The organism is Allobosea sp. NPDC055594, assembly GCF_053618995.1.
Genome location: NZ_JBSHIO010000004.1, coordinates 224,825 through 248,182, shown reverse-complemented (window position 1 = coordinate 248,182; position 23,358 = coordinate 224,825). Strand labels below are relative to the sequence as shown.

Annotated in this window: 24 protein-coding genes; 10 read left to right on the top strand and 14 right to left on the bottom strand. The window is 68.4% G+C overall.

Going from position 1 to position 23,358, the window contains the following annotated elements; genetic code table 11:
- Positions 1-56: 56 nt before the first annotated feature.
- Positions 57-1,088, top strand: a complete 1,032-nt coding sequence (locus tag ACWGRX_RS10710) for an MraY family glycosyltransferase (RefSeq protein WP_452117532.1) — start codon at positions 57-59, stop codon at positions 1,086-1,088.
- Entirely contained in the window at positions 1,085-2,017 is a 933-nt protein-coding gene (locus tag ACWGRX_RS10705; RefSeq protein ID WP_452117531.1) for an NAD-dependent epimerase/dehydratase family protein, read from the top strand. The genes ACWGRX_RS10710 and ACWGRX_RS10705 overlap by 4 nt, the downstream gene beginning before the upstream one ends.
- On the opposite strand, the gene ACWGRX_RS10700 is transcribed toward ACWGRX_RS10705, so the two are convergent.
- The 3 genes from ACWGRX_RS10700 to ACWGRX_RS10690 form a co-directional block, all read right to left on the bottom strand.
- On the bottom strand, positions 1,938-3,905 hold the full coding sequence (locus ACWGRX_RS10700; protein ID WP_452117530.1) for an SDR family NAD(P)-dependent oxidoreductase: 1,968 nt from the start codon (positions 3,903-3,905) through the stop codon (positions 1,938-1,940). The two genes, ACWGRX_RS10705 and ACWGRX_RS10700, sit on opposite strands and share 80 nt — an antisense overlap.
- A gap of 83 nt (positions 3,906-3,988) precedes the next feature.
- Positions 3,989-4,585, bottom strand: coding sequence for a TetR/AcrR family transcriptional regulator (locus ACWGRX_RS10695; RefSeq protein WP_452117529.1), 597 nt, complete (start codon positions 4,583-4,585; stop codon positions 3,989-3,991).
- 135 nt (positions 4,586-4,720) lie between these two features.
- A complete protein-coding gene (locus tag ACWGRX_RS10690) occupies positions 4,721-6,211 on the bottom strand; it encodes a cobyric acid synthase (RefSeq protein WP_452117528.1) in 1,491 nt (496 codons plus the stop codon).
- A 392-nt stretch (positions 6,212-6,603) separates the two neighbouring features.
- Here ACWGRX_RS10690 and ACWGRX_RS10685 point away from each other — a divergent pair, with 392 nt between their 5' ends.
- Positions 6,604-7,752: an aminotransferase gene (locus tag ACWGRX_RS10685; RefSeq protein WP_452117527.1), complete on the top strand. Its 1,149-nt coding sequence runs from the start codon at positions 6,604-6,606 to the stop codon at positions 7,750-7,752.
- A gap of 4 nt (positions 7,753-7,756) precedes the next feature.
- Here the strand turns inward: ACWGRX_RS10685 and ACWGRX_RS10680 are convergent, their stop codons facing one another.
- From ACWGRX_RS10680 to hisF, 6 genes are all read right to left on the bottom strand, one after another.
- Positions 7,757-9,145 carry a hypothetical protein gene (locus tag ACWGRX_RS10680; protein ID WP_452117526.1) on the bottom strand — a complete coding sequence of 463 codons (1,389 nt, stop codon included), beginning with the start codon at positions 9,143-9,145 and terminating at the stop codon, positions 7,757-7,759.
- 27 nt (positions 9,146-9,172) lie between these two features.
- Complete coding sequence (locus tag ACWGRX_RS10675) at positions 9,173-9,523, bottom strand: RidA family protein (protein ID WP_291641043.1); 351 nt, start codon at positions 9,521-9,523, stop codon at positions 9,173-9,175.
- A 159-nt stretch (positions 9,524-9,682) separates the two neighbouring features.
- Positions 9,683-10,129: a YqaA family protein gene (locus ACWGRX_RS10670; protein ID WP_452117525.1), complete on the bottom strand. Its 447-nt coding sequence runs from the start codon at positions 10,127-10,129 to the stop codon at positions 9,683-9,685.
- A 101-nt stretch (positions 10,130-10,230) separates the two neighbouring features.
- Positions 10,231-11,205: a type I pantothenate kinase gene (coaA, locus tag ACWGRX_RS10665; RefSeq protein ID WP_452117659.1), complete on the bottom strand. Its 975-nt coding sequence runs from the start codon at positions 11,203-11,205 to the stop codon at positions 10,231-10,233.
- A gap of 55 nt (positions 11,206-11,260) precedes the next feature.
- Positions 11,261-11,581 (bottom strand): phosphoribosyl-ATP diphosphatase, encoded by a 321-nt coding sequence (locus ACWGRX_RS10660; RefSeq protein ID WP_452117524.1) that lies wholly within the window; start codon positions 11,579-11,581, stop codon positions 11,261-11,263.
- A 4-nt stretch (positions 11,582-11,585) separates the two neighbouring features.
- The gene (gene hisF / locus ACWGRX_RS10655; RefSeq protein ID WP_291641050.1) at positions 11,586-12,350 is read right to left on the bottom strand and encodes an imidazole glycerol phosphate synthase subunit HisF; all 765 of its coding nucleotides are present in this window, start codon (positions 12,348-12,350) and stop codon (positions 11,586-11,588) included.
- A 170-nt stretch (positions 12,351-12,520) separates the two neighbouring features.
- Between hisF and ACWGRX_RS10650 the strand changes: the two genes are divergently transcribed.
- Both ACWGRX_RS10650 and ACWGRX_RS10645 read left to right on the top strand, forming a co-directional pair.
- On the top strand, positions 12,521-13,321 hold the full coding sequence (locus ACWGRX_RS10650; protein ID WP_452117523.1) for a transporter substrate-binding domain-containing protein: 801 nt from the start codon (positions 12,521-12,523) through the stop codon (positions 13,319-13,321).
- A 145-nt stretch (positions 13,322-13,466) separates the two neighbouring features.
- Positions 13,467-14,186 carry a carbonic anhydrase gene (locus tag ACWGRX_RS10645; protein ID WP_452117522.1) on the top strand — a complete coding sequence of 240 codons (720 nt, stop codon included), beginning with the start codon at positions 13,467-13,469 and terminating at the stop codon, positions 14,184-14,186.
- A gap of 22 nt (positions 14,187-14,208) precedes the next feature.
- Here the strand turns inward: ACWGRX_RS10645 and ACWGRX_RS10640 are convergent, their stop codons facing one another.
- From ACWGRX_RS10640 to hisB, 5 genes are read right to left on the bottom strand one after another with little or no spacing between them, the layout of a single operon-like run.
- Positions 14,209-14,676: a DUF29 domain-containing protein gene (locus tag ACWGRX_RS10640; RefSeq protein WP_452117521.1), complete on the bottom strand. Its 468-nt coding sequence runs from the start codon at positions 14,674-14,676 to the stop codon at positions 14,209-14,211.
- Positions 14,677-14,708: 32 nt separating this feature from the next.
- Positions 14,709-15,452 (bottom strand): 1-(5-phosphoribosyl)-5-[(5-phosphoribosylamino)methylideneamino]imidazole-4-carboxamide isomerase, encoded by a 744-nt coding sequence (hisA, locus tag ACWGRX_RS10635; protein WP_452117520.1) that lies wholly within the window; start codon positions 15,450-15,452, stop codon positions 14,709-14,711.
- Positions 15,440-16,096, bottom strand: a complete 657-nt coding sequence (hisH, locus tag ACWGRX_RS10630) for an imidazole glycerol phosphate synthase subunit HisH (protein ID WP_452117519.1) — start codon at positions 16,094-16,096, stop codon at positions 15,440-15,442. Before hisH ends, hisA begins: the two co-directional genes overlap by 13 nt.
- The gene (locus tag ACWGRX_RS10625; RefSeq protein WP_452117518.1) at positions 16,093-16,578 is read right to left on the bottom strand and encodes a DUF2628 domain-containing protein; all 486 of its coding nucleotides are present in this window, start codon (positions 16,576-16,578) and stop codon (positions 16,093-16,095) included. Before ACWGRX_RS10625 ends, hisH begins: the two co-directional genes overlap by 4 nt.
- A gap of 12 nt (positions 16,579-16,590) precedes the next feature.
- On the bottom strand, positions 16,591-17,178 hold the full coding sequence (hisB, locus tag ACWGRX_RS10620; protein WP_291641064.1) for an imidazoleglycerol-phosphate dehydratase HisB: 588 nt from the start codon (positions 17,176-17,178) through the stop codon (positions 16,591-16,593).
- Between the two features lie 345 nt (positions 17,179-17,523).
- Here hisB and hslV point away from each other — a divergent pair, with 345 nt between their 5' ends.
- The 5 genes from hslV (at position 17,524) to trpS (ending at position 23,325) form a co-directional block, all read left to right on the top strand.
- On the top strand, positions 17,524-18,093 hold the full coding sequence (hslV, locus tag ACWGRX_RS10615; RefSeq protein WP_452117517.1) for an ATP-dependent protease subunit HslV: 570 nt from the start codon (positions 17,524-17,526) through the stop codon (positions 18,091-18,093).
- Positions 18,090-19,187, top strand: coding sequence for a hypothetical protein (locus ACWGRX_RS10610; RefSeq protein WP_452117516.1), 1,098 nt, complete (start codon positions 18,090-18,092; stop codon positions 19,185-19,187). The genes hslV and ACWGRX_RS10610 overlap by 4 nt, the downstream gene beginning before the upstream one ends.
- Positions 19,188-19,302: 115 nt before the next feature.
- On the top strand, positions 19,303-20,610 hold the full coding sequence (gene hslU, locus ACWGRX_RS10605; protein ID WP_291641072.1) for an ATP-dependent protease ATPase subunit HslU: 1,308 nt from the start codon (positions 19,303-19,305) through the stop codon (positions 20,608-20,610).
- A complete protein-coding gene (gene murJ / locus ACWGRX_RS10600; RefSeq protein ID WP_452117515.1) occupies positions 20,607-22,202 on the top strand; it encodes a murein biosynthesis integral membrane protein MurJ in 1,596 nt (531 codons plus the stop codon). Before hslU ends, murJ begins: the two co-directional genes overlap by 4 nt.
- Positions 22,203-22,254: 52 nt before the next feature.
- Positions 22,255-23,325 carry a tryptophan--tRNA ligase gene (trpS, locus tag ACWGRX_RS10595; protein WP_452117514.1) on the top strand — a complete coding sequence of 357 codons (1,071 nt, stop codon included), beginning with the start codon at positions 22,255-22,257 and terminating at the stop codon, positions 23,323-23,325.
- The last annotated feature ends 33 nt before the right edge of the window (positions 23,326-23,358 follow it).

Here is a 23,358-nt window from a genome sequence, read left to right as displayed (position 1 = left end):
ATGCCCTCGCAACAAGCCCTTGCGGCCGGCGGAAGGCTGGCTATGGTCCGCCGGCCTTGGAAACCTTCGTCCCAGCCCTGTCGATCACGCTCGCTGCCGCAGGCCTCGCCTGGTGGTTCTGCCGGCTGCTGCGCCCGTTGATGATGCGCTACGCCCTGGCACGGCCCAATGCCCGCTCGAGCCATCGCATCCCGACGCCGCAGGGCGGCGGCATCGCCGTGCTCGCCGGCGCCTTCCTGGCATTGGGGCTGGTGTCCTGGCTGTGGCCGCTGCCGGCGGGAGCCGGTTCCGGCCTGCTCGTGGTGATTGGTGCAGCGGTTCTCGTCGCCCTCGTCGGTGCCTGGGACGATATCCGCCCGCTGCCGGCGGGCCTGCGTCTCGTCCTGCAGCTCGTCTGCGTCACGCTGGTCGTCCTCCAGGGCGCGCCGGACATCCGCCTGCTGCCGGAGGTGCTGCCGCTCTGGGCCGAGCGCGGCCTCGCCATCCTGGCCGGCGTCTGGTTCGTCAATCTCGTCAACTTCATGGACGGCATCGACTGGATCACCGTGGCCGGCATCGTGCCGCTCTGCGCCGCGCTGGTGCTGGCGAGCCTGCATGGCGGGCTCGACCCTGCTGCCGGCCTGCTCGCCGCCGCGCTGCTCGGCGGGCTCCTCGGCTTTGCCCCGTTCAACCGCCCGGTGGCGCAAATCTTCCTCGGCGATGTCGGCTCGCTGCCGCTCGGCCTGCTCACCGCCTATCTGCTCTATCGGCTCGCCGGCACCGGCGCGCTGGCGGCGGCGCTGATCCTGCCGCTCTACCATGTGATGGATTCGACCATCACCCTGTTCCGCCGCCTCGCACGCGGCGAGAAGGTCTGGCAGGCGCATCGCAGCCACTTCTACCAGCAGGCCACTGATAACGGCTTCTCGGTCAGCGAGATCGTGGCGCAGGTGGCGCTGCTCAATCTCGCTCTCGTCGTCCTTGCCGGATTCACCATCGCGTTCCCCGCGTTCTGGGTGCAGCTGGCCGGGCTCGCTGCCGCGCTTTGCCTCGTCGGGCTGTTGCTGCGCCGCTTCGCCCGCCGGCGCCCCGCAAGAGTGGCAAGATGAGCGGCGAGCGCGTTCTCGTCACCGGGGCGAGCGGCTTCGTCGGCCGCCATCTCCTGCGCGAGCTTTCCGCTGCGGGCTACCTGGTGCGGGCGGCGCTCCGGCGCCCGCTGCCGGAGATCGCCGGGGTCGAGCAGGTTATCGTCGGCGATCTCTCTGGTTTCGTCGACTGGAGCGCGGCATTGGCCGGTGTCCGCCATGTCGTGCATGCCGCCGGCCTCGCTCATGCCGATACCGCGCTGCCGGAGGAAGCCTATCGGCGCGTCAACACGGACGCGACCCTGGCGCTCGCCGATGCCGCGCAGGCGGCCGGTGTCGCCCGTTTCGTCTTCCTCTCCTCGATCCGGGCGCAGAGCGGCCCGGCCAATGATCTGCCCCTGAGCGAGCGCGATGCGCCGGCGCCGACCGATGCCTATGGTCGCTCCAAGCTCGCAGCCGAACGGGGGCTGGCAGAGCGCGATCTCGCCTGGGTCGCACTGCGCCCGGTTCTGGTCTACGGGCCGGGGGTCAAGGCCAACATGGCCGGGCTGGTCAGGCTGGCGCGGCTGCCTTTGCCGCTGCCGCTGGGCGGGCTCAAGGCGCCACGCTCGCTGCTGGCGGTCGAGAATCTCTGCGAGGCCGTGATCTTCGCGCTCGGCGAAGCCTGCCCGGCGCGCCGCAGCTTCATCGTCTCCGATCCCGGAGCGCTCGGCGTCGCCGAGATGCTCGCGGCGATGCGTGCCGGGCTCGGGCGCCGTCCGGGGCTGATCGCGGTGCCGCCGGCCCTGCTCGGGCTCGCGGCCCGCCTCATCGGGCGTCCGGGGGTCTATGAGCGGCTGGCCAACGGGCTGGTGGCGCCGCCCGATGCCCTGCTCAGCGCTGGCTGGCAGCCGCGGATTGGGAGTGAGGCTGCGCTGGCGCGGCTGGCGGCGTCGCCGGCTGGCGAAGTCTGAAGTCCGGGATCGCTTCGTCGAGCACCGCCTCGGCCCCGCGCCGGTCATGGGCGGCGACGGCCCGCTCCAGTTCCTCGAGCCAGGCCAGCATGCGCTCGCGCCCGGCGAAGATCGGCTTGGCCGCCATCACCCCGTCGAGCCCGGTCTCGGCCATCGGCTCGTCCTTGGCGAACAGGATCTCGTTCAGGCGCTCGCCCGGCCGGACGCCGGTGATCGCGATCTCGATATCGCTGCCGGGCTCGTAGCCGGCGAGGCGGATCATGCGCTCGGCGAGGTCGAGGATCTTCAGCGGCTGACCCATCTTCAGCACGTAGACCGCGGCGCGGTCGCCGGCGGCGTCATGCTCGGGGGCATGCGAGGCGGCGCTCAGCACGAGGTCGCAGGCTTCGCGGATCGTCATGAAATAGCGGATCATGTCCGGGCTGGTCACGGTGACCGGCCCGCCGCGCTCGATCTGCGCCTTGAATTTCGGCACCACCGAGCCGACCGAGCCGAGCACATTGCCGAAGCGTACGGCGACGAGGCGCATGCCGCGATTGCCGGCGGCGAATTCGGCGTCGCGGGCCTGGGCGTACATTTCGGCGAAGCGCTTGGTCGCGCCGAGCATCGAGACCGGCTCGATCGCCTTGTCGGTCGAGATCATCACGAAGATGCCGGCGCCTGCGGCGATCGCCGCCTCGGTGACGGTGACCGAGCCGAAGATGTTGGTCTTGATGCCCTCGCCCCAGTCCGCCTCGAGATAGGGCACGTGCTTGAGCGCTGCGGCGTGGATGACGATGTCGGGGGCGAAGGCCTTGAACAACGGGCCGATGCGGGCCTCGTCGCGGACATCGGCGAGCGCGCCGGTGACGCGCATCGGCAGCTCCTGCGCGGCCAGCGCCTCGGTGACATGGAACAATGCCGGCTCCGAGCTCTCGACCACCAGGAGCTCGGCGGCACCGAAGGCGGCGCAGCGCAGGCAGATTTCGGAGCCGATCGAGCCGCCGCCGCCGGTGACGATGACCCGCTTGCCCTTCAGGAAGCCTTCCAGGCGCGCACGGTCGATCGTGACCGAGGGGCGCACCAACAGGTCCTCGATTTCGAGCGGCGCGAGCTCGCTGCCACGCATGCCCTCGCCGAGCGTGTCGAGCCGCGAGATCGGAATGGCGAGCTTGCGGGTCCGGGCCAGCCACTGATCGGGCTCGGCCTCGGGCAGGAGCGCGCTCGGGGCGGCGACGATGCGCCGGAAGGGTTCGCCGCGCTCGGCCGCATCGGTGGCGATCGTCTCGATCTGCGAGACCAGGCCGAGCACCGGCACGCCGCGGATCGACTGGCCGAGATCGTCCTTGCGCGGCGTCAGGATGCCGACCGGGCGCATCCTGCCCATCGTGCCGGTTTCCATGGCGCGAATCACCACCTCGACATCGGCGCTGCGGCCGAGCAGCAGCGCCGGCAACGTCGCCTCGCGGGCGGCGTGGTGCTTGGAGCGCGAGTATTTGAAGTAGCGATAGGCGAGGCGCGGACCGCCGAGCAGCGCGGCCTGGACCAGCCAGTAGAGGGCGATGGCGATCTTGCCGAAGTAGAAATAGCCGTAAAGATTGGGCGCGACGAGGACATAGTCGACGACCAGCAGAGTCAGCGCCAGGATGCTGACCGCCCGCACGATGTTGGACAGGTCAGGCAGCGAGGCGAAGCGCCATTTCGAGCGGTAGAGCTGGAAGAACCAGTAGACGACGCCGGCATAGGCCACGAAGAACGGCAGGAAGCTCGGCAGATCGCGCATGCGCTCGTCGAACTGCGCGCCGTCGAAGCGGACCGCGAAGACGAACAGAATCGCCAATGCCGTCATCGCCAGGTCATGGACGATCACGGCGAGCTTCTTGGCGCCCGGTTTGGTGAGGTTCAGCATGCGCGGCGGGGTATCCCGCTCCCGTGAGGCCTTGTCAACGCAAGGCGGACGACCGGCACGTTTTCCGGTCGATAAGCCGGCGCTCAGCCGCCGGCGGCGCGGTGACCGAGGCCGGCAAGGACGAAGTCGATCATCTCGTCGACGCCGGGCCCGGGCAGGGCGCCGCATTGGGTGAGCAACAACGGATTGCAGAAACGGATCATCGCGGCGCGCACGCAATAGGTGGCGATGCGCGCATCGCCGGCGGTGAACTCCCCCTTTTCCATGCCGTCGGCGACGACGCCGCGCAGGATCGCGTCATAGCGCTCGACATGGGCGCGGATGACGTCCCAACTCTCCTCCATCGCGCAGGCGACCATTTCGTGGAGCCGCTGATTGTCGAGATAGCGGGCCGAGTTGAGCCGGCAGGTCGTCGCAAGGATCTCGCGCAGCCTTTCGGCGGCAGGTCGCCTCTCGGCCGCGATCGCCGTCACCAGCGCTTCAAGCTCGCCCATCGCGCGCTCTGCGACGGCCTCGTTGATCGCCTTCTTGGAATCGAAGAAGCGGTAGACGTTGGCGGGGCTCATCCGCAGCGACTTGGCGATGTCGGCGACGGTGGTCTTCTGGTAGCCGATCTGCCGGAAGAACCGCTCGGCGACATCGACGATGTCCTGCCTGGTGTCGCGCTCTAAACTGGTCATGCCAAGCGGCTTCCCGCTCCGGTTGCTCGCGTGTCGAAAGGACGCCATCGATCAGTATGACGTTTTTCGTCAATCGTCAACAATTTGACTTGGCTGACTTTATTCAACCGCTCCTGACAATTTCTTGACGGTAGGTCACGAAATAAAGCCGGTACGCGAACGCGCCAGGGCGAGCAGCGCTTCGATGTCGAGATGTGCGGCGAGATGCGCCGCCAGGGCGTCGAGCGCCGCCTCGACGCCGGCCTCGTAGCCCGGCCCGGCCGCGAGGCCGCGTCCCGCGATGCCGCCGAGCCAGGCGGCGCGCAGCGGGTCCGAGGCGAGCACGCCGTGCAGATAGCTGCCGCTGACGCGTCCATCCGGGCTCTGCGCGCCTTCATTCACGCCCGCGACGCGGAAGGGCGCGCGCGCCGTGTCCGGCCCGGAACTGGCGCCGAGATGGATTTCGTAGGCCTGCCCGGTCGCGCCGCTTTCCGCATGCTCCGCCGAAACCTCGCGCACCGTCTTGTCGGGCGTCAGCTCGGTTTCGATGTCGAGCAGGCCGAGCCCGGGCGCTTCGCCGGGCGGGCCTTCGAGGCCGAGCGGATCACGCACCACGCGGCCGAGCATCTGGTAGCCACCGCACAGGCCGAGCACATGTCCGCCGCGCCGGTGATGGGCGAGGATGTCGATGTCCCAGCCCTCCGCCCGCAGGCGGGCGAGATCGCGCAGCGTCGTCTTCGAGCCCGGCAGGATGACGAGGCCGGCATCGCCCGGCAGCGGCTGGCCGGGGCCGATCAGCACGAGATCGACCTCGGGCTCCTGTTTCAGCGGGTCGAGATCGTCGAAATTGGCGATGCCCGGCAGGACCGGCACGACGACCTTGAGCATCGCGCCCGGGCGGCGGGCGTCACGCTCGAGATCGAGCCCGTCCTCGGCCGGCAGGCGCGCCGCCTGCGGGAACCAGGGCACGATACCGAGCGAGGGCCAGCCGGTCGCAGCCTCGATCGTCGCGATGCCCGCGCCGAACAGGCCGACATCGCCACGGAAGCGGTTGATCGCGAAGGCGCGGATCATCGCCCGGTCGGCTTCGTCCAGCACCGCATGGGTGCCGACCAGGCTCGCGATCACGCCGCCGCGGTCGATGTCGCCGACCAGCACCGCCGGTACCCCGGCGACCCGGGCGAAGCCGAGATTGGCGATGTCGCGGGCACGCAGATTGGTCTCGGCCGGCGAGCCCGCGCCCTCGACGATGACGAGATCGGCGCCGTCGCAGAGTCGGCCGAAGCTCTCCAGCACCTTGGGCAGGAAGTCGCCGCGGCGCGCGAAATCGCCCGAGCTGAGCCGGCCGGCGATGCGGCCCTGCAGCACGATCTGGCTGCCGGTATTGCTTTCGGGCTTGAGCAGGACCGGGTTCATGTCGACATGGGCGGCGATGCGCGCGGCGCGCGCCTGCAGGGCCTGGGCCCGGCCGATCTCGCCCTGCGGTGTCGCCGCGGCATTGTTGGACATGTTCTGCGGCTTGAACGGGTGCACCTTCAGCCCGCGATCGGCGAAGAGCCGGCACAAGCCGGCGACCAGCAGCGACTTGCCGACATTCGAACCGGTGCCGAGCACCATCAGCGCGGGAGTGGAGCGTTTCGGGGCCATGGCGCCTGATAGGCCGCGGCCACCGGGCCGGCAAGCAGGTGGCGGACCCCAGAAAAAGGCTCACCGACCCACGTCAGCATCCTGCAGCCTCAAAGGGGCGAAGAAACCGCAGGCCGCTGTCGTGAATCGGCTGAGCCCGAAAAGACACTGACCGCTGATGAATGTCAACATTCTTCATTTCATAGTCGTCGAAGCGATGTCTGGAGGCGTGCGAACCGCGGCGCCGCATGCTATGGCCGGCCTGCCGCTGGGAGCGGACTGAGGCGAGACGTGGTTCTGGCCGCATCGAGCTTCCATTTCTCCGATGAGAGACGGATTTCGCCGCGAGATCGCAGCGCCTGGCGCTTTCGTTCCGAGGCATCCGGCTCGCCAGCCGACTGCATGACGCCGCGATGAATCCGATCTTTTCCGCTCTCCAGACCAGCGTTTTCGAGGTGATGTCGCGGCTCGCGCGCGAGCACCGGGCGGTCAATCTCGGGCAGGGCTTTCCCGACGATCCCGGCCCGCAGGATGTCCGGCGCAAGGCGGCCGATGCGGTGATGGACGGCTGGAACCAGTATCCGCCGATGATGGGTCTGCCCGAACTGCGCCAGGCGACGGCGACGCATTTCAAGCATTGGCAGGGGCTCGATCTCGATCCCGACACCGAGGTGATGGTGACGTCGGGCGCGACCGAGGCGATCGCCGGCGCGCTGATGGCGCTGGTCTCGCCGGGCGACGAGGTCGTGCTGTTCGAGCCGATGTACGACGCCTATGTGCCGCTGGTGCGCCGTGCCGGCGGCATCCCGAAATTCGTGACGCTGAAGCCGCCGCATTTCGGCCTCTCCGAGGAGGCGCTGGCGCAGGCCTTCTCGCCGAAGACCAGGGTCGTGCTGTTCAACAATCCGCTGAACCCGACCGCGACGATCTTCAGCGACGCCGATCTCGACCTGCTCGCCGATTTCTGCCGGCGCCATGACGCCGTCGCGATCTGCGACGAGGTCTGGGAGCATGTCGTCTTCGACGGTCACCGCCATAGGCCGCTGATGAGCCGCCCCGGCATGCGCGAGCGCACCGTCAAGATCTCCTCGGCCGGCAAGATCTTCTCGCTGACCGGCTGGAAGGTCGGCATGGTCATGGCGGCGCCCGAATTGATGCGCGTGCTCGCCAAGGCGCACCAGTACATCACCTTCACCACCCCACCGAACCTGCAGGCCGCCGTCGCCTACGGACTCGGCAAGGAGGACGGCTATTTCGAGGGCATGCGCGCCGATTTCCAGCGCTCGCGCGACCGTTTCGCCAAGGGATTGACCGAACTCGGCTACAGCGTGCTGCCGAGCAAGGGCACCTATTTCCTCAATGTCGACATCGCCCCTCTCGGCGAGAGCGACGACGTCGCCTGGTGCCAGCGCCTCGTGATGCAGAACGGCGTCGCGGCGATCCCGGTCAGCGCGTTCTATGCGGAAGGAGCGGTGCGCAATGTCGTGCGTTTCTGCTTCGCCAAGCACGACGCCACGCTCGATTCGGCGCTGGAGCGGCTGGAAGCTGCCCGCAAGGGCTGACCGGTCAAGGCTGGCGCAGCTTGCTGACCAATGTGCCGGCGCGGATCAGTGCCGGCTCGAAGCGCTTGGCTTCGGTCGCGAGGCCGAGGCCACGCAGGGTTTCGATCGCCCCCATCAGTTCGGCGGCGGCGGTTTCGGCCATCGGGCGCTCGCCGAGTTGCTCCGCGAGCCGCAGCCGCGCATCGGCGCGGTTGCCGGCGCTCTCGGCCCAGAGCGCGGGGACGATCTCGCGGCGCCGCTCCAGCAGGGCCGCGTCGAAGGCGGCGATCGCCTCCTCCAGCACCACGGGCTCGCGGTAATAGGCGGAAAGCCCGCAAAGCGCGGCGCCGATCCGGTCCTGCACCTCGGCCCATTCGAGCGGGCGGGTGCTCTGCTGCCAGTCGTCCAGGACGCGCTTGAAGGCGTTGATCGCCGCTTCCAGCGCCGCCGCGCCGCTGGCGCGCAGGCCGAGCGCGACATAGGCCTTGCCGAGCTCGAAATTCAGCCGCGTCCACTCCGCCGGCATCGTGCCGCGGTCCAGCGCGGCCAGCGAGGCGCGCAAGGCGGCGATGCCTTCCTCGAGCATGGAGGCATCATCCTCGGCGTCGCCGAGCGAGGTCAGCGCTTCGCCGAAACGGCTCTGGATCGCGGCCCAGAGTGCGGGTGCCTGCTTCTGGGTGAGATCGTCGAGGACGGTGCGATAGATATCGATCGCCTGGCGGGTCAGCCTTCGGTCGCCCTGCAGGCGCGCCAGTCCGTTGATCGCGCGCGCCAGGCGCTGCTGCGTCGTCGCCCAGGCCACGGTCTGGTCGAAATTGTCGAGCTTGGCCAGCATCGTCCGGAAATGCGCGATCGAGGCGTTGAAGCCATCCTTGTCGCGGAAATCGGCGCCGAGCCGGGCGAGCGCGTCGCCCTGGAGCCAGGCATAGACACGGGACCGTTCCTGATCGGCGGAAGCGGCGATCAGCGCGGCCTCCGCGAAGCGTTGGGCGGCATCGTGATAGGCCTGCGCATTCAAGCGCAGCATCGCGACCGCACCGCGATCGGCCCGGCCGGAGGCGGCGGCGAGCAGCTTTTCCTTCGACATCTTGTCGAGCGCGACGGTGCCGTCGAGATTGCGCAGTTCGGCCTGGGCGAGCGCCCGGTCGGCCTCGGCGAAACGGCCTTCCGTCAGCGAGCGTGCCGCCTCGGCGCGCAGCCGGTCGAGTTCGGTGTCGGCGACGGAGGATTTCAGCAGGCGCTCGCGCAGGCTCCGGAATTCGCCGGCCTTGCGCCGCAGGTCATGCTCGATGCGGCTGAAATCCGGCTTGCCGGAGGCTTGTCCCATCGCCGCGAGCACGGCCAGTAGCAGCGCGGGGGGCACGCCCTCGCGCTGCGAGACCCGCGCCAGGATGTTGCTGATTTCCTGGTTCATGCGTCGCGGGCCTTACATGTGCTGATCTCAGCGCGCGGCGATGACCGCGATCTCGACCGTGAACTGCGGGCCGGCGAGCTTGGCCTCGACCGTGGCGCGTCCGGGCGCGTTGCCCTGCGAGACCCAGGCGTCCCAGACGGCGTTCATCTCGGCGAAGGTCGACATGTCGGAAAGCCAGATGTTGACCATCAGCAGCTTGCTCTTGTCCGAACCGGCCTCGGCCAGGAGACCGTCGATGATCCCGAGGATTTCCTTGGTCTGCTCGGCGACGCTCTTGCCCGCCGCCTTGTCGGCGACCTGGCCGGCCAGGTAGACGGTGTCGCCGTGCACGACGGCCTTGGACATGCGGGGGCCGGGGGCGATGCGCTTGATGCTCATGACCTATCTCTCCACTAGGATGGGGTTTGCTGGTAGCCCGAGACCTTCGGCTGTGCAATCGCTGCGAGCGCCGGGCCGGCAAGCGGATGCTGTTTTTCCGGCTATTATGACGCTTTCGCAAAGAGATAGGCTGCTGTCTCGCGCCATGTTGCGCCCGATCTAGGAGGCGGCGGCCCAGCCGGCCCAGAGCAGGGCATAGCGCGCCGCCTTGCCGATGAACACCAGCAGGACGAAGCGGCCGAGCGGATAGTTCAGCGATCCCGCGACGAAGGTCAGCGGATCGCCGCCGATCGGCAGCCAGGCGAAGAGCAGGGACGGCCAGCCGAAGCGGGCGAACCAGCCCTGGGCCTTGGCGAAACGCACCGGGTCCGGCCGCAGCCGCGCCGGCAGGCGCTCGATCCCGCCTTTGGCGATCAGCCGGCCGAGCCACCAGTTGATCACCGAGCCGGCGGTATTGGCGACGCTCGCCACGAGGAAGAGCAGCAGCGGATCGACGGTCCTCGCCGCGAGCAATCCAAGGAAGACCGCTTCGGACTGGGCCGGCAGCAGTGTCGCGGCGACCAGGGCGGCGCCCGCCATCAGACCGAGCGAGGAGAGGGTTTCCATTCAACGGTCCGAAGGCAGGCCGGAAGCTGAGCCCTCATCCTGAGGCGCTGCGCAGCAGCATCTCGAAGGATGAGGGATCGGAAACTCGGGTAGTTCCGGACTCAAAGCCGTCGCAGCGCGACCTGCTGGATGCGATGGCTGGCGCCCTTGGTCAGGATCAGGCTGGCGCGCTGCCGCGTCGGCAGGATGTTCTCGCGCAGATTCGGCAGGTTGATGCCGGTCCAGAGCTTCTCGGCGATCGCGAGCGCCTCCTCCTCGCCGATCTCGGCATATTTGCGGAAGAAGGAGCGCGGGTCGCGGAAGGCGGTCTGGCGCAGGGTCATGAAGCGGTTGACGTACCAGCGGTGCAGATCGTTCTCGTCGGCGTCGAGATAGACCGAGAAGTCGAAGAAGTCCGAGACGAAGGGGATCACCGAGCCGTCCTTCGGCAGGCGGCTCGCCTGCAGCACGTTGAGCCCTTCGAGGATCAGGATGTCCGGCCGCTCGACCGTGACCTGCTCGCCGGGCACGACGTCGTAGACGAGATGCGAATAGACCGGCGCGGCGACGGCGCGCTTGCCGGCCTTCACATCCGAGACGAAGCGCAGCAGCGCCGCCCCGTCATAGCTCTCCGGGAAGCCCTTGCGCTGCATCAGCCCGCGCCGTTCCAGCTCGGCATTGGGCAGGAGGAAGCCGTCGGTGGTGACGAGCTCGACCTTCGGCGTGTTCGGCCAGCGCGAGAGCAGGGCCTGGAGCACGCGCGCCGTGGTCGATTTTCCGACCGCGACCGAGCCGGCGACGCCGATGATATAGGGGACCTTGACCTCGGCCTCGGCCATCAGGAAGCGCTGGGTCGCCTTGAACAGCCCTTGCGTCGCCGCGACGTAGAGCGAGAGCAGGCGCGACAGCGGCAGATAGATCGCCACGATCTCGTCGAGCGAGATCGGGTCGTTGATCGATTGCAGCCTGGTCAGGTCGTCGACCGAGAGGGTCAGCGGCGTGTCGGCGCGCAGATGGGCCCATTCGTCGCGCGTGAAGGCACGGTAGGGCGAGACCAGCTCGGGGTCCTTGGACGAGAGGGCGAGACGCTGGTCCATGGTGAAGCGACCCGCATTCCAGGCTTCGAGGTTCAACGCGTGACTCGCCTCGTGTTCAACGCGGGCGAGCGGCCTTTTCTGCCAGGCCGGAACGCCCCGTTCGAGCCTCAAGCTGGCTCAACACGTCCCGCAATGCAACATTACGGGCCCTGAGCACAACCAAAAGATGATAGATGAGGTCGGCGCTTTCGGCGATCAGCTCCTCGCGATCACCCTTCACGGCGGCGATCACGGCCTCGACCGCTTCCTCGCCGAGTTTTTTCGCGGCCCGCTCCGGGCCCGCGGCGATCAGCTTCGCTGTCCAGGATTCCTCCGGCGAGGCAGCGCTGCGTTCGGCGACGATGCGTTCGAGATCGTCGAGGGTGAAGTTCGTCATCGTCTCAATCCAGCCGCATGGCGAGGCCGGCCGCCGCCATATGGGCCTTGGCCTGCGGAATGGTGAAGGTGCCGAAATGGAAGATCGAGGCGGCGAGTACGGCCGAGGCATGGCCGTCGCGCACGCCCTCGACGAGATGGTCGAGCGTGCCGACACCGCCCGACGCGATCACCGGCACGGCGACCGCATCGGCGACCCGCCGCGTCAACTCGATGTCGAAGCCGGTCTTGGCGCCGTCGCGGTCCATCGAGGTCAAAAGGATCTCGCCGGCGCCCAGCGAGGCGACCTCGCGGGCATAGGCGACGGCGTCGAGCCCGGTCGGGTTGCGCCCGCCATGGGTGAAGATCTCCCAGCGATCGGGTGAGACCTGCTTGGCGTCGATCGCGACGACGATGCATTGCGCGCCGTATTTCTGCGCGGCCTCGCGCACGAATTCGCGCCGCTTCACCGCTTCCGTCATGATCGAGACCTTGTCGGCCCCGGCCAGCAGCAATTGCCTGATATCCTCGAGCGAGCGCACGCCGCCGCCGACGGTCAGCGGCATGAAGCAGGCCTCGGCGGTCCGGGTCACGACGTCGAACAGGATGCCGCGATCCTCGCTGCTCGCCGTTATGTCGAGGAAGCAGAGTTCGTCTGCGCCCGCCGCATCATAGGCCTTGGCGGCCTCGACGGGATCGCCGGCATCGACGAGGTCGAGGAACTGCACGCCCTTGACGACGCGGCCGTCCTTGACGTCGAGGCAGGGGATAATCCGGGTTTTCAGGGTCATGTCTGCCTGCTGGCGAAAAGACGGAAGGTGACGGCGCGGGACCCTAGAGCATGGGCCGGCGGGTTGGAATGCCCTCTAGCGCCGTGCGGGCGCGGATTGAACCTGTTTCGTTCGCCTGCTCTGTTGGGCCATGCGGGCCGATCGAGCCCGGAACAGGAGGAATGGTCTTCGTGAGGATCTCTGCAATCATTGTGCGCGCGCTCCGGGGTGCGGCGCTCTGCACCGCCATCGGCGCAGCCTTCGCCGGCCCGGCGCGGGCGCAGGCTCCCGCCAGCCAGCTCGATGCCGTTCTTGGCGCCGGCGTGCTGCGCATCTGCACGGCCGGCGACTACAAGCCGTTCACCGTCGCGGTGGGCGAGGGCTATGAGGGCGTCGACATCGAGATGGCGCAGTCGCTGGCCAAGGCGCTCGGCGTCGAACCGCGCTTCGTGCGCACCAAATGGGCCGATCTGATGCCGGATTTCCTTGCCGGCAAATGCGACATCGCCATGGGCGGCATCGGCGTCACGCTGGAGCGCCAGAAGCGCGCCTTCTATTCGGCGCCTACGCTCGCCACCGGCAAGGTCCCGCTGGTGCGCTGCGCCGACAAGGGCAGGCTCCAGACGGTGGCTGACATCGACAAGCCCGGCACCACCGTGATCTTCAATCCCGGCGGCACCAATGAGCGCTTCGCCCGCACCAATTTCAAGCAGGCCAAGCTGCAGCTGCACACCGACAATGTCTCGATCTTCGACGAGATCCTCGCCGGCCGCGCCGACGTGATGATCACCGAGGCCCGCGAGGCGACGATCCAGGAGAGGCTCAAGCCCGGCCTTTGCGCGGTCAACACCGACAAGCCGCTGACTTTCTCGGAGATCGGGTATCTGCTGCCGCGCGGCGACGTCGTCTTCAAGGCCTTCGTCGACCAGTGGCTGCACATCGCCAAATCGACCGGCGAGTACCAGCGCATCTTCGACAAGCATTTCCGCTGAGGCGAGTACCGCCAATTCCGCTCGGATTTGCCGGAGCGCCTTAACCGGAGCCCAACGCTCCCTCGTGCACTCTGCGCTGCCTGCCGCAAGGGCAGCGCAGGAATTTGGCCCGGCGCTCCGCCTGGGTCGCTTCGGGGGGAAGACCATGTGTGACCAATGCGCTGACGGCCTGTCGATCTCCGGCTCGCGCCGCGGCTTTCTCAGGGCCGGCGGGCTCCTGGCGCTCGGCGCCGGCCTCCCCGCTGCGCTCGCTTTGCCTGCGCCGGCGCGGGCCCAGGGTGTCGCTGGCGACGAGGCGCTGAAGCGTCTGGTCGAGGGCAATGCCCGCTATGTCGCCGGCCAGCTCAACGAGCGCGATTTCTCGGCCGGGCGCGCGGCGCGCGCCGCCTCGCAATCGCCCTTCGCCTCGATCGTCAGCTGCGCCGATTCCCGCATCGCGCCCGAGCTCGCCTTCGACCAGGGGCCGGGCCAGCTCTTCGTCACCCGCGTCGCCGGCAATTTCGTCAACGAGGATTCGCTGGCCAGCCTCGAATTCGGGGCGCAGGTGCTGGGCTCGCAGCTCATCCTGGTGCTCGGCCATACCAGCTGCGGCGCGATCTCGGCGACGATCGACGTGGTCAAGAACCAGACCCAGCTGCCCGGCCATCTCCCCGCGCTGATCGAGGCGATCCGCCCGGCAGTGCTCGCCGCGCAGAAGGAGAAGCCGGAGGACATGCTGGCGGCCGCGACCATCGCCAATGTCAGGCTCAACGTCGAGAAGCTGAAGAAGGCGGGGCCGATCCTCTCGCAGCGCGTCGCCGAGAAGAAGCTCGTCGTCGTCGGCGGCGTCTACGATCTCGCCACCGGCAAGGTCGGGCTGGTCTGAATGGCCTGCGACAGGGCGGGCGTCAGCGCAGCGCGATCTCGCGCGTGGCGATCGCCCTCAGGTCGTAGGGACAGGCCTCTGGAAAGACGGATGCCTCGAGCCCCGTCTCGCTGGAGGCCTCCAGGCGTGCACGCCGATAGGCCCGCGCCAGTGCCTCGTCGAAACGCGGCTTGAGACCCGGGCTGTCCTGGAGGATGTCAGCCAGTTCCAGTCGCTGGCTGGCGATGGTCAGCTCCCAGCTTCGGCTGCGCTTTTCGGGTTGATGGTCCCATTTCAGCAGGTGCATGGTCAGGACGCGCAAGGCGCTGACGAGCGAGTTGAATTCCGCGCGGCCCAAATCTCCGAGCTCCTCGGCAAGATTCGCGGCGTCCAATTCGGAGAGCCTGCCTTGGCGGAGCAGCGCGGCCTGTTCAAGCGCCCAGCCATAGAAATCCTGCTCGTACCGAATGGCACGCGCCGGACGCTTGCTCAGGATGTTCTGGCTCGCCATGGCGGCAGCATAGCACGGCGTCGTGCGATTGGTCAGCGGCGAGCTTCCGCGAGCCGTGCCAGCGCGGCGGCGGGGTCGATCCGCCCGTCATAGAGGGCGCGGCCGCTGATCGCGCCTTCGAGGATCGCCGCGTCGGGCGCGCAGAGTCGCTCGATATCGGCCATCGAGGCAAGGCCGCCCGAGGCGATCACCGGGATCGAGAGCGCCTGGGCGAGACCGATCGTGCCGTCCCAGTTGATGCCCTGGAGCATGCCGTCGCGGGCGATGTCGGTGTAGATGATCGCCGCGACGCCGGCATCCTCGAAGCGCCGGCCGAGATCGTCGGCGGCGAGTGCCGACGTCTCGGCCCAACCTTCCACGGCCACATAGCCGTCGCGCGCATCGATGCCGACCGCGACCTTGCCCGGGAAGGCCTTGGCCGCCTCGCGCACGAAGCCAGGGTCGCGCACCGCCGCCGTGCCGATGATGACGCGGGCGATGCCTTTCGTCAGCCAGCCCTCGACCGTCTTCATGTCGCGGATGCCGCCGCCGAGCTGCACCGGGAAGGCGACTTTCTTCAGGATCGCCTCGACCGCGTCGGCATTCATCGGCTTGCCGGCGAAGGCGCCGTCGAGATCGACGACATGCAGCCATTGGAAGCCCTGGGCTTCGAAGGTTGCGGCCTGGGCGGCGGGATCGTCGTTGAAGATCGTCGCCTGCTCCATGTCGCCCTGTTTCAGGCGAACGCAGCGGCCTTCCTTGAGGTCGATGGCGGGGAAAAGGATCAAGGCTTCCACCTCAGGAAATTGGCGATCAGCTTGAGGCCGAGCCTCTGGCTCTTTTCGGGATGGAACTGCGTGCCCGCCATGTTGCCCTGCGCGACCATGGCGGTGACCGGGCCGCCATAATCGGTCAAAGCGAGCACGTCCTGCGCCTGCTCGGCGACGAGCGCATAGGAGTGGACGAAATAGGCGTGCCAGCCGGAGGGGCCGGTCTCGATCCCGTCGAGCAAAGCGTGCTCGTCCTGCTTGTGCAGGGTGTTCCAACCCATATGCGGGATCTTCAGGCTCTCGTCCCGCGGGCGGATCAGGCTGACATCGCCGGGGATCCAGCCGAGCCCTTGCGTGGTGACGTATTCCAGCCCGCGGCTCGCCATCAGCTGCATGCCGACGCAGATGCCGAGGAAGGGCCGGCCCTTGCCGCGCACGGTCTCCTCGAGCGCCTCGACCATGCCGGCGACCGCATCGAGCCCGGCCCGGCAATCGGCGAAGGCACCGACGCCCGGCAGCACGATGCGGTCGGCGGCGCGCACCGCATCAGGATCGCTGGTGACGCGGATGCTGGCGGCGAGGCCGGCCTCGGCCGCTGCGCGCTCGAAGGCTTTTGCGGCCGAGTGCAGATTGCCCGAGCCGTAATCGACGATCGTGACGGTCTGGCTCATCGTCCGCTCGCTTCCGGGAAGAGGCCGATCACCGGCGTCGGTCCGCCTGCGAAGCGGGCCGGCGCGTTCGCCGGGGTCACGGGGCGCGGGGCTGCGCCTTCCGGCAGGGCACGCTCGAAATAGCGCCGCTCGGCGCTGGAAAGGTCCGGCGCCTCAACGATGTCGACCAGCCGCCAGCCTTTGCGCATCAGCTTGCGGGCGATCAGGTTCTGGCCTTCGAGGCCGAGGAAGAGGCCGAGCGCCAGATGCGACAGCGAGACCGCGGCGAAGGAGAAGCCGAACTGGCGCTGGAGATAGATGATGCCGCCCCAGGCCAGGCCGTAGAGCAGGAAGGCGAGCCAGAGCCGCTTCAGCAAGAGCCAGAACCCGCCGAACAGGAAGGCTGACCAGGTAAAGCTCTCGGGCAGGACGCGGGCCTGCTCGATTTCCTCGCGCAACCCGCCGGCACCGGGCGGCGGAATCAGGACCTGATAGAATGCCATGGCATCGGCCCCTTACAGCGCGCCCTTGGTCGAGGGCACGCGGCCGCCCTCGCGCGGGTCGACTTCCAGCGCCTGGCGCAGCGCCCGCGCCAGCCCCTTGAAGCAGCTCTCGGCGATATGGTGGGCATTGTCGCCATAGAGCGTCTCGACATGCAGGGTGATGCCGGCATTCATGGCGAAGGCCTGGAAGAATTCGCGCACCAGCTCGGTGTCGAAGCTGCCGATCTTCTGCGCCTTGAACTCGGTGCGGAAGACCAGGAAGGGCCGGCCCGAGACGTCGACCGCGACGCGGGTCAGCGTCTCGTCCATCGGCAGATGCACGTCGGCATAGCGACGGATGCCCTTCTTGTCGCCGAGCGCCTGTTTCAGGGCCTCGCCGAGCGCGATGCCGGCATCCTCGACCGAGTGGTGGTCGTCGATATGGGTGTCGCCCTTCACCGTGACCGTGGTGTCGATCAGCGAATGCCGCGCGAACAGGTCGAGCATATGGTCGAAGAAGCCGACGCCGCTCGAAATCTCGGCCTTGCCGGTGCCGTCGAGCACGAGCTTCACCGCGATGTCGGTTTCGTTGGTACGGCGCTTGACCTCGCCCGAACGCATGCTGGCCTCTGTCTCTTGCGGGATTTGGCGTCGCTTTAGCAGGCGCGGAGCGTCATGGCCAATGCCCTGCGCTCGATGCCAGCCTCCTGTGTCATCCTGGGCGGCCGCAGGCCGTCCCGGGATCCATCGTTGGGCTCGGTGTTCTCCAATGGATCCCGGCGCTCCGCGGAGTTTATCCTCGGGCCAGCCGAAGGCCGGACCCGGGGGCTACGGCCAGGACGACGCGGAGGTTGTCACGGCTTGGCCGGCATAGCCGTCCCGACCTCGATTCCTGTTCCTGCCCTTGATACCGGGGCTTTGCCTGAACATGTTGGCGGCACCCGTTCCGACCGAGACTGAATCGCGATGTCAGAGACCTCCAGCATTCCCAGCATGCACGCGACCACCATCCTGATGGTGCGCAAGGGCGGCCGCGTCGTGATCGGCGGCGACGGCCAGGTCTCACTCGGCCCGACGATCATGAAGGGCAATGCCAGGAAGGTGCGCCGCCTCGCCAAGGGCGCGGTGATCGCCGGTTTCGCCGGCGCCACCGCCGACGCCTTCACCCTGTTCGAACGGCTCGAGGCCAAGCTCGAGCAGTACCCGACGCAGCTGCTGCGCGCCTGCGTCGAACTCGCAAAGGACTGGCGCACCGACCGCTATCTGCGCCGACTGGAGGCGATGCTGCTCGTCGCCGACAAGGAGGTCTCGCTGCTGATCTCCGGCACCGGCGACGTGCTGGAACCCGAGGCGAGCGAGCACGGCTCGGTGATGGCGATCGGCTCCGGCGGCAATTACGCGCTCGCCGCCGCCCGCGCGCTGGTCGATGTCGAGCCCGATGCTGAGACGATCGTCCGCAAGGCGATGAAGATCGCTGGCGATATCTGCGTCTACACCAACCATTCCCTCGTCATCGAGAGCCTGGAATTGGCATGATCCGCGAGGAGGATCTGCAGGCCGCGGTCGCAGAGGGCATCATCGACCAGGCCCAGGCGGTGCGCCTCAGCCATCTGGCGCGGCTGCGCCGCGAGGCCGTTTCCCCGCTCGCCGGCGATGTCGCCGCAGAGGACAGCCGCGCGGTCGATCCCGATGACGAGCGCTTTCGGCTGATCGGCGGCTTCAACGACGTCTTCGTCACCATCGGGGTCGGGCTCCTCGCCTCGGCGCTGCTCGGGCTGACGCAACTGCTCGGTCTCGGCGAGGCTTTCGCCCTGACCGGCCTCGTCGTCGCCTGGGGGCTGTCGGAATGGTTCTCGCGCCGCATGCGGCTCGCTTTGCCGTCGATTGCGCTTGCCCTGATGTTCGCGGCTGCCGCAGGCTTCCTCGCCTTGCTTGCCGTCGAGCTGCTGGTCCAGCAGGCGGCGATTCGCGGCGAGGCACGGCAAGGCTGGCTGCTGATCGGCGGTGGGCTCGGCGGTGCGCTCGCGGCGGGCCTGCACCATTGGCGCTTTCGCGTGCCGATCGATGCTGCGATCACCGCGGCCGGCTGCGTCGCCGTGCTCGCGGGATTGCTGACTCTCGCCGATCCCCGGCTGATCGAGAACCATCTGACCGCCTTGGCCTTCGTGGTCGGCGTCGGCATCTTCCTGTTCGCCATGCGCGCCGATATGAGCGACCCGCGCCGGCTGACGCGCCGCTCCGATGGCGCCTTCTGGCTGCATCTGCTCGCCGCGCCGCTGATCGTCCACCCGACGATCCAGCTCGCGACCGGCGGCATCGGCGATATCGGCACCGGCAAGGCACTGGTCGTGCTGGTGCTGTTCGTCCTGCTCGGGCTGGTTGCGCTGGTGATCGACCGCCGCGCCCTGATCGTCTCCGGGCTGAGCTATGCCGGCATCGCCATCGCCTATCTGCTGGCCCAGCGCGTCGAGGGTGGGCTCGGCCTGCCGCTGACCCTGCTCGGTCTGGCGGTTGTGGTGCTCGGGCTTTCCGCCGGCTGGCGCTCCCTGAGAACGCTGATCGTCCCGCGGCTTCCACTTGGCGCGCTGGCGGATCGCTTGCCGCCGGTCTTCCTGCAGGGCTCGCCATGAGCGGGTCGGATAATCTCGCCGCGATCCGCGCCTATGAGAAGGCCGGCTTCACCGCTCTCCAAGAACGCGATACCGGCGACGGTCGCGCGCTGATCATGGTCCAGGAACCTGTTTGATGACGTCGTTTTCCCCCCGCGAGATCGTCTCCGAGCTCGATCGCTACATCGTCGGCCAGAACGACGCCAAGCGCGCCGTCGCCATCGCGCTGCGCAATCGCTGGCGCCGGCAGCAGCTCGAAGGCCCGCTGCGCGAGGAGGTCGCGCCCAAGAACATCCTGATGATCGGGCCGACCGGCTGCGGCAAGACCGAGATCGCAAGGCGCCTCGCCAAGCTGGCGAACGCGCCCTTCCTCAAGGTCGAGGCGACCAAGTTCACCGAGGTCGGCTATGTCGGCCGCGACGTCGAATCGATCGTGCGCGACCTCGTCGAGGTCGCGATCGGGCTGGTCCGCGACCTCAGGCGCAAGGACGTCCAGGCCAAGGCGCATGTCGCCGCCGAGGAGCGCGTGCTCGATGCGCTCGTCGGGGCGACGGCGAGCACGACGACGCGCGACGCCTTCCGCCGCAAGCTGCGCGCCAACGAGCTCGACGACAAGGAGATCGAGATCGAGGTCGCCTCGGGCGGTTCCGGCCAGCCCATGTTCGAGGTCCCCGGCATGCCCGGCGCCTCGATCGGTGCGATCAACCTCTCCGACATGTTCGGCAAGGCCTTCGGCCAGAAGGGCAAGCCCCGCCGTGTTCAGGTCAAGGACGCCTATGGCCCGCTGCTCGCCGAGGAGAGCGACAAGCTGATCGATCAGGATGCGATCGTCCAGCAGGCGATCCGCGAGGTCGAGAACAATGGCATCGTCTTCCTCGACGAGATCGACAAGATCTGCGCCCGCGAGGGTCGCTCCGGCGCCGATGTCTCGCGCGAGGGCGTGCAGCGCGACCTGCTGCCGCTGATCGAGGGCACCACCGTCGCGACCAAGCACGGGCCGGTGAAGAGCGACCACATCCTGTTCATCGCCTCGGGCGCCTTCCACGTCTCGAAGCCCTCCGACCTGCTGCCGGAGCTGCAGGGCCGCCTGCCGATCCGCGTCGAGCTCTCGCCGCTCGACGTCGAGGACTTCAAGCGCATCCTGACCGAGACCGAGGCCAGCCTGATCAAGCAGTCGGTGGCGATGCTGGCGACCGAGCAGGTCGAGATTTCCTTCTCGCCCGATGCGATCGACGCGATCGCCAGGATCGCGGTCGCGGTGAACGCCACGGTCGAGAACATCGGCGCGCGCCGGCTCCAGACCGTGATCGAGCGCATCCTCGACGAGATTTCCTTCACCGCCACCGATCGCGGCGGCGAGAAGGTCGAGATCGACGCCGCCTATGTCGAGGCGAGGATCGGCGACCTCGCCAGGAATGCCGATCTCAGCCGGTTCATTCTGTGAGAGTGCCGGAGGGCGCTCCGGTACAGTCCTCCTCCCGCCTCGCCCGCGATTCCCTCGTCGTCGGCGCGGCGACGATCCTGTCGCGCCTGCTCGGCTTCGCCCGCGACGTGCTGATCGCCCGCCTGCTCGGCACCGGGCCGGTGGCCGACGCGTTCCTCGCGGCTTTGCGCCTGCCCAATCTGGTCCGCCGCGTGCTCGGCGAGGGCGGGCTGAACGCGCCCTTCGTGCCGCTCTATCTTGCGATCAAGGCCGAGCACGGCGAGGCGGCGGCGCGGCGCTTCGCCGGCGAGGCGGCGAGCCATCTTTGCCTGCTGCTGCTTCTCTTCGTCGCCCTGGCCGAGCTGTTCGCGCCCTGGGTGGTCCTCGGCCTTGCCGGCGGCTTTGCTGGGGAGCCCGACACGCTGGCGCTCGCCGCCTTCTATACCCGCCTGATGCTGCCCTTCGTGCTGCTGACGACGCTCGCGGCTCTGCTCGCGGCGCTGCTCAATGCCGAGGGCCGCTTCACGGTCGCGGCGCTGGCGCCGGCGCTGATGAACGCGATCCTGCTTGTCGCCCTGCTCGTCGAGCTCTTCCGCGGCGGGTCGAGCGCCGAGAGCGCGACCCTGCTCGCCGCCGGCCTCAGCCTGACCGGGCTTGCCCATCTCGCCTTGATCCTCGCTCCCCTGCGCCGAATCGGCCTGCCGCGCCCGAGCCTGCGCTGGTCGCGCGACATGACGCGGCTGGTCAGGACCGGCGGCGCGACCCTGCTCGCGGCATCGGCGGCGCAGCTCATCCTGCTGGTCTCGACCCAGATCGCCTCCACGGAAGCCGGCTCGGTCGCCGCGCTCTATTATGCCGACCGCATCTTCCAGCTGCCGCTCTCCTTCTTCGGCGTGGCGATGGGCACGGTCGTGCTCTCGGCCATGGCGGGCGAGCAGGCGCAGGCGGCGCATGATGCGCTGCTCGGCCGCGCTTTGGCGCTCGGCCTCGCCCTCGCCATCCCTGCCGCGACCGCCCTGTTCCTGCTGGCGGAGCCGATCGTCTCGGTGCTGTTCGAGCAGGGCCGCTTCGGCGCCGCCGACCGTGCGCGCACCGCCTACGCGCTTTCAGCCTTCGCCTTAGGCCTGCCCTTCGCGCTCGTCGCCAAGGTCTTCGGCCAGGCCTATTTCGTCCGGCGCCGGCCGCGCCTGCCACTGCTCGCGGGGTTCGCCGCCGTACTCGTCGCGGCCGGCGCCGGCTATGCCCTGCTCGGCTGGCGCGACGCCGCGATGATCGGCGCGCTGGCCGCGAGCCTCGCCTTCCTCGTCCAGGCGCTGCTGCTGGCGGGCTGCCTGCTGCGGGAGCGGCTGTGGCGGCCCGATGCTGCGACGATTCGCGCCATCCTCGCCATTCTGCTCGCTGCGGCGCTGATGGCGGCGGCGCTCGCGGTCCTGTTGCCGCCTCTGCAGCCCTGGCTCGCCCATGGCCAGCCGGCCTTGTCGCGTGCCGCGGCGCTGGCTGTGCTTTGTCTCGGCGGGGCCCTGGTCTATGGCCTCGCAGGCTGGATGCTCGGGGCTTTCGGGCCGCTGCTCTTGCGCCTTCGCGGCGCTTCCGTCAGAACGCCGCGTTCCTGAGCCGAAAACCTTCGGCCCGGGCCCGATAACGCCAATGACGACGGAGCGCCCGATGGCTGCTTTTCTTCCCCGCGTCTTCTCCGGCATGCAGCCGACCTCGACGCTCCATCTCGGCAATTATCTCGGCGCCCTCGTGAACTGGGTGGCGATGCAGGAAACGCATGACTGCATCTATTGCGTCGTCGACATGCACGCGATCACGCCGTCCATGGAGGTCTGGGGCGGCCCGGTCGAGCTGACCCGCGCCACCCGCGAGGTCGCCGCGGCCTATATCGCCGCCGGTGTCGACCCTAAGCGCAGCATCATCTTCAACCAGAGCCAGGTCACCGGCCATGCCGAGCTCGCCTGGGTCTTCAACACGGTCGCCCGCCTCGGCTGGCTCAACCGCATGACCCAGTTCAAGGAGAAGGCCGGCAAGGACCGCGAGAACGTCTCGGTCGGGCTCTACGACTATCCCGTGCTGATGGCCGCCGACATCCTGCTCTACAAGGCGACCCATGTCCCGGTCGGCGAGGACCAGAAGCAGCATCTCGAGCTGACCCGCGACATCGCCCAGAAGTTCAACAATGACTTCGCCGAGCAGATCGAGAAGCTCGGCACCGGGACCGGCGATCTCGGCTTCTTCCCGCTGCCCGAGCCGATGATCCAGGGTCCGGCGACCCGGGTGATGAGCCTGCGCGACGGCACCAAGAAGATGTCGAAATCCGACGCCTCGGATTTCTCGCGCATCAATCTGACCGACGATGCCGACACCATCGCCCAGAAGATCCGCAAGGCGAAGACCGATCCCGAGGCCCTGCCTTCAGAGGAGAAGGGACTCGAGGGCCGGCCCGAGGCCGAGAACCTCGTCGGCATCTATGCCGGCCTATCCGGCGCCACCCGCGCGCAGGTCCTCAGCCAGTTCGGCGGTGGCCAATTCTCGGGCTTCAAGGGCGCCCTGGTCGATCTTTCCGTGGCCAAGCTCGCCCCGATCGCCGCCGAGATGCGCCGGCTGCTCGCCGATCCCGGCCATGTCGACGCCATCCTCAGCGATGGCGCCGACCGTGCCGATGCGATCGCCGCGCCGATCATGCGCGACGTCAAGGACATCGTTGGCTTCGTACGCCGGCGCCAGGCGTCTTAGTCTTTGAGATCAAGCGATTATCCTGCCCGGCCA